Below are 3,518 nucleotides of genomic sequence, written 5' to 3' on the forward strand. Positions count from 1 at the left end.
CAATTTTATAGTTTTGTGTACAATTCATCTGAAGTCCTCCTTGGCATGATGGTAGGTATTGTTTGACACCCCTGCATCATACCAAGAGGGCTTTTTTTGATCAAGTCCCCGGAAAAGCTCCTAACGGGAATGCTCCTTTTCTAACACATCAATTCGAATCATACTTCTTTTTTTTGGGGGAGTCAACCGCAGAAACATGCCGCTGCCGGAAAGCGGCTGTCCATGCAACAGTTTGACAAAGAAAGGTGATGATTGGGTGAAAAACGACCGCCGCGAAACGGACGATATGACGCAGTTATTGCAAATCATCAACGCCAAAGGGGACGAAGGGGAATTGAACGCCATCGTCTGCAACGATGAATTGTTTTGGAAAAGCTTGCGGGCGCAGGCGGAAGACAGTGCAAAAGGAGGCGAATAAGAAATGGAGTTGCTGCGGGCGAAACGGATCGCCGAGGCCGGAGAGATCGTCCCGGTGACGTATGAAGGAAAACGGGTGATCATTCAGCACGTCGATGAAAGGCGGGAATGGCGCGCATTTATTTTGCTGATGAGCCGGAACGCGAGCAAGACGTACCGGTGCGCCTGCTTGAAGAGCTGTAGGCGCCGGGCAAGTTGTCGTTGTTTTGTCAAGGGAAAGCCGATGACACTCCTTGTTCGAATATGATATAATAGCGAAAGAAATGACGCTTGAACATTGGAGTGAGCAATATGAACATCGGGTTTGGAGAAATTGCGCTCATCGTCTTTTTCGCATTGCTCATTTTCGGGCCGAAAAAGTTGCCGGAGTTAGGGCAAGCGGCTGGAAAAACGCTGCGTGAATTCAAAAACGCGACAAAGGGCATCATTGACGACGACGAGGCGACAAAAGCGCAAAAATAAGAGGTTGGGCGAGAGCCTAGCCTCTTATTTTTTGCTTTGTCGGCCATTGTTCTCTCGCCGCAAAAAAAAAGACAAGCTCTGCTGACAAGCGCCATATACATATACGGAGGTGCGTTCGTTCGTTGCAATCAGCCGGTGGCGGAGGGGAGTCATGATGATCAAAAAAATGGCGGCGGTGATCGTCGGCAGCCTGTTGATTGGCGTTGGCATCAACGTCTTTTTAGTTCCTCACCATTTGCTTGATGGGGGAATGATCGGGCTCGGATTGATCGCCAAATATGTCTGGAACGTGCAAGCCGGATTGATGATGATCGTCTTAAGCGTTCCGCTTTACGTGGCGGCTTGGTTTTACTACCGCCCGTTTTTTTACAACAGTTTGCACGGTCTTTTGTTTTCCTCTTGGATGATTGACGTATTGTCGGTGTTGCGCGGCGTGGTGGCGCTCGATCCATTGTGGAGTGCCATGATCGGCGGAATCTTGGTTGGTGCAGGCATCGGGTTGATGCTGCGTGAGGAGACAAGCACGGGCGGCACCGACTTGCTCGCCCAGTTTATCGCGCGGCTGACGAACTGGAACGTTGGGATCGTTATTTTTGTGATTGATGCGTGCATCATTTCAGCTGGAAGCTTGATCATCGACTCCGTGCCCTTTGTTCATTCGCTTGTCGTCGTCACGGTTGTTGGGGCGGTGACAACGATATTGACGCACGAAAAAACGATGGGGGTGTAATCCAGTCCCCACCGTTTTTTCATGGCCATTCCCCGCCTGTCCGCTGTCATGATCAAGACGGAAAGGGAGGCGGTTATGGAACTTGAGCGTTCGAGCCTGCAACGCTTCGTTGAGATGGCGTCATTCCGTTGCAACGGGCGGCATGCAGGCTGTTCCAGATGGAAGGCGGGCGCTTGTTCACGGTTTCGCCAGCTCGAGGGCACGATAGACGTTGATAAGTCCGTAGCCATAATACGGATCTTTTCCTCTCTCGCCTAAGTCATCAGCGCTTTCTAAAATAATGCTGCGCACTTCATCATTCGAAAGCTGCGGGTTGACGGAACGAATCAAGGCGGCGAGCGCCGCGACGTGGGGAGCGGCCATGGATGTGCCGGAAAGAGCGGCGTACTGATGGCCGGCAAATGTGCTGGCAATGTTCGTCCCGGGCGCCACCACATCGATGTACTCGCCATAATTGGAATACAAAGCGTAGGATAGATCCGGGTCGACGGCCCCGACGCTGATCACTTCCGGATACGCGGCCGGAAAGCTCGGCTGTGATGTGCTGTCATTGCCGGAGGCGGCGACAAGGACGACATCATGGGCGTCGGCGTAGCGGATCGCCTCTTCAAGCACCGAGGATGGTTGGTAGTTGCCAAGGCTTAAATTGATGACCTTTGCCCCGTGGTCGACCGCCCAGCGGATGCCTTTCGCCACGTCGATGCTCGTTCCATAGCCGTCCGCATTTAATGCTTTGACGGCCATGATCGGGTTGAACCATGTTATGCCGGCGACTCCTTCGTCGTTGTTCGGCTGTGAGGCGATAATGCCAGCGACATGGGTGCCATGGCCATTTTCGTCATTCGGAGAGCGGTCGTCGGCCAATACGTTGTATCCGGGACCAAGGCGGCGGATTAAATCGGGATGGGTCAAATCGACCCCGCTGTCAATGATGGCGACAGGCACGGTTTGTTTGCCGCGCGACAACGTCCAGCCGGCTTCGGTATGAATGGCCGGCAAATTCCATTGGTAGCGGGCGTAAAACGAATCGTTCGGGATCAGCGCCGGCTTGTTCCACTCATTTTGCATGTAAATGTAGTGCGGTTCGCAATAATCAACCATCGGAAGGGATCGGAAATAGCGGCGCATCTCTTCGTACGTTTGCCCGCGCGAACGGAATACAAACACGTGGTCGACCTGCTTGATGAGCTGGCCGGCGATGGCTGCCTCCATTTGTTGAAGACGGCTTTCCGATGGCAATGCCCGAAAGCGGACGACGATCTCATTGGCGAAATAATGGCTTCGGTCACCGCGGCGATTATGGAGGATTTCCCGAATGCGCGGGTGCTTGTTCAACTGCTGTTTCAGCTGTTCGCCTGCGCTTAAGCTGTCTAAGGCGACAACGGTTGGATGGGTGGGTGCGACCTCGGCGTCAAACGGCTTCAGCCGTGGTGGAGCCGGGGCGTTTTCTTCTAGAGCCGGTCGCCCCAAGGCGGCTGCGGCAACGAGTAGAGCAACAACCGCGCTGGTCGCGGCCCATATTCGGTATCGGCGTTTCACGCTGTTCACCTCCTTGTTGTTAGGATGGGCGAATGGAGGGCAAATCATGAAAAATGGGATTCCCCTTGCAGCAGGCGAATCCCATTTGTGCGTTCAGCGGCCGGCTGATTGCAACACTTGCTGCGCCGTTTGCATATCGACGCGCAGCTGCTCTTGGACGTTGGTCGGATGATAGTATCCTTTGTTGATCATGTATTGGCTAATTTGCTCGTGAAACGCAATCGCGTCATTTAACTTCCCTCCGAAAGAAGTCTCCTACTTCTAAACGTGAAGGTGCGCCAGCACCAGTGAAAGTGGGAGATGAATGTCGGTTGGCGTTAGCCAACGAATAGGATAGAATATGGCTAGAACGGACACCTTCGGAACGAAG

4 protein-coding genes and 2 pseudogenes are annotated in these 3,518 nt (G+C 53.3%); 4 read left to right on the plus strand and 2 right to left on the minus strand.

Annotation, left to right across the window (positions count from 1 at the left end; all coding sequences use genetic code 11):
• Window positions 1–196: 196 nt before the first annotated feature.
• From IKE44_RS00540 to IKE44_RS00555, 4 genes and pseudogenes are all read left to right on the plus strand, one after another.
• Window positions 197–418 carry a hypothetical protein gene (locus tag IKE44_RS00540; protein WP_033015364.1) on the plus strand — a complete coding sequence of 74 codons (222 nt, stop codon included), beginning with the start codon at window positions 197–199 and terminating at the stop codon, window positions 416–418.
• Window positions 419–421: 3 nt separating this feature from the next.
• Window positions 422–600: pseudogene (locus IKE44_RS00545) on the plus strand (H-type small acid-soluble spore protein).
• A gap of 108 nt (window positions 601–708) precedes the next feature.
• Window positions 709–879: a twin-arginine translocase TatA/TatE family subunit gene (locus IKE44_RS00550; protein ID WP_020959661.1), complete on the plus strand. Its 171-nt coding sequence runs from the start codon at window positions 709–711 to the stop codon at window positions 877–879.
• A gap of 154 nt (window positions 880–1,033) precedes the next feature.
• A complete protein-coding gene (locus IKE44_RS00555) occupies window positions 1,034–1,609 on the plus strand; it encodes a YitT family protein (RefSeq protein WP_033015362.1) in 576 nt (191 codons plus the stop codon).
• Window positions 1,610–1,786: 177 nt separating this feature from the next.
• Here IKE44_RS00555 and IKE44_RS00560 read toward each other — a convergent pair whose 3' ends face one another.
• Together IKE44_RS00560 and IKE44_RS00565 are read right to left on the minus strand one after the other, a co-directional pair.
• Window positions 1,787–3,148, minus strand: a complete 1,362-nt coding sequence (locus IKE44_RS00560; protein WP_049625120.1) for a S8 family peptidase — start codon at window positions 3,146–3,148, stop codon at window positions 1,787–1,789.
• A 93-nt stretch (window positions 3,149–3,241) separates the two neighbouring features.
• A pseudogene (locus IKE44_RS00565) lies at window positions 3,242–3,382 on the minus strand (spore coat protein); the annotation flags it as partial.
• Window positions 3,383–3,518: the final 136 nt, after the last annotated feature.

Source organism: Geobacillus sp. (assembly GCF_017515625.1).
Taxonomy (GTDB): Bacteria; Bacillota; Bacilli; order Bacillales; family Anoxybacillaceae; genus Geobacillus; species Geobacillus stearothermophilus.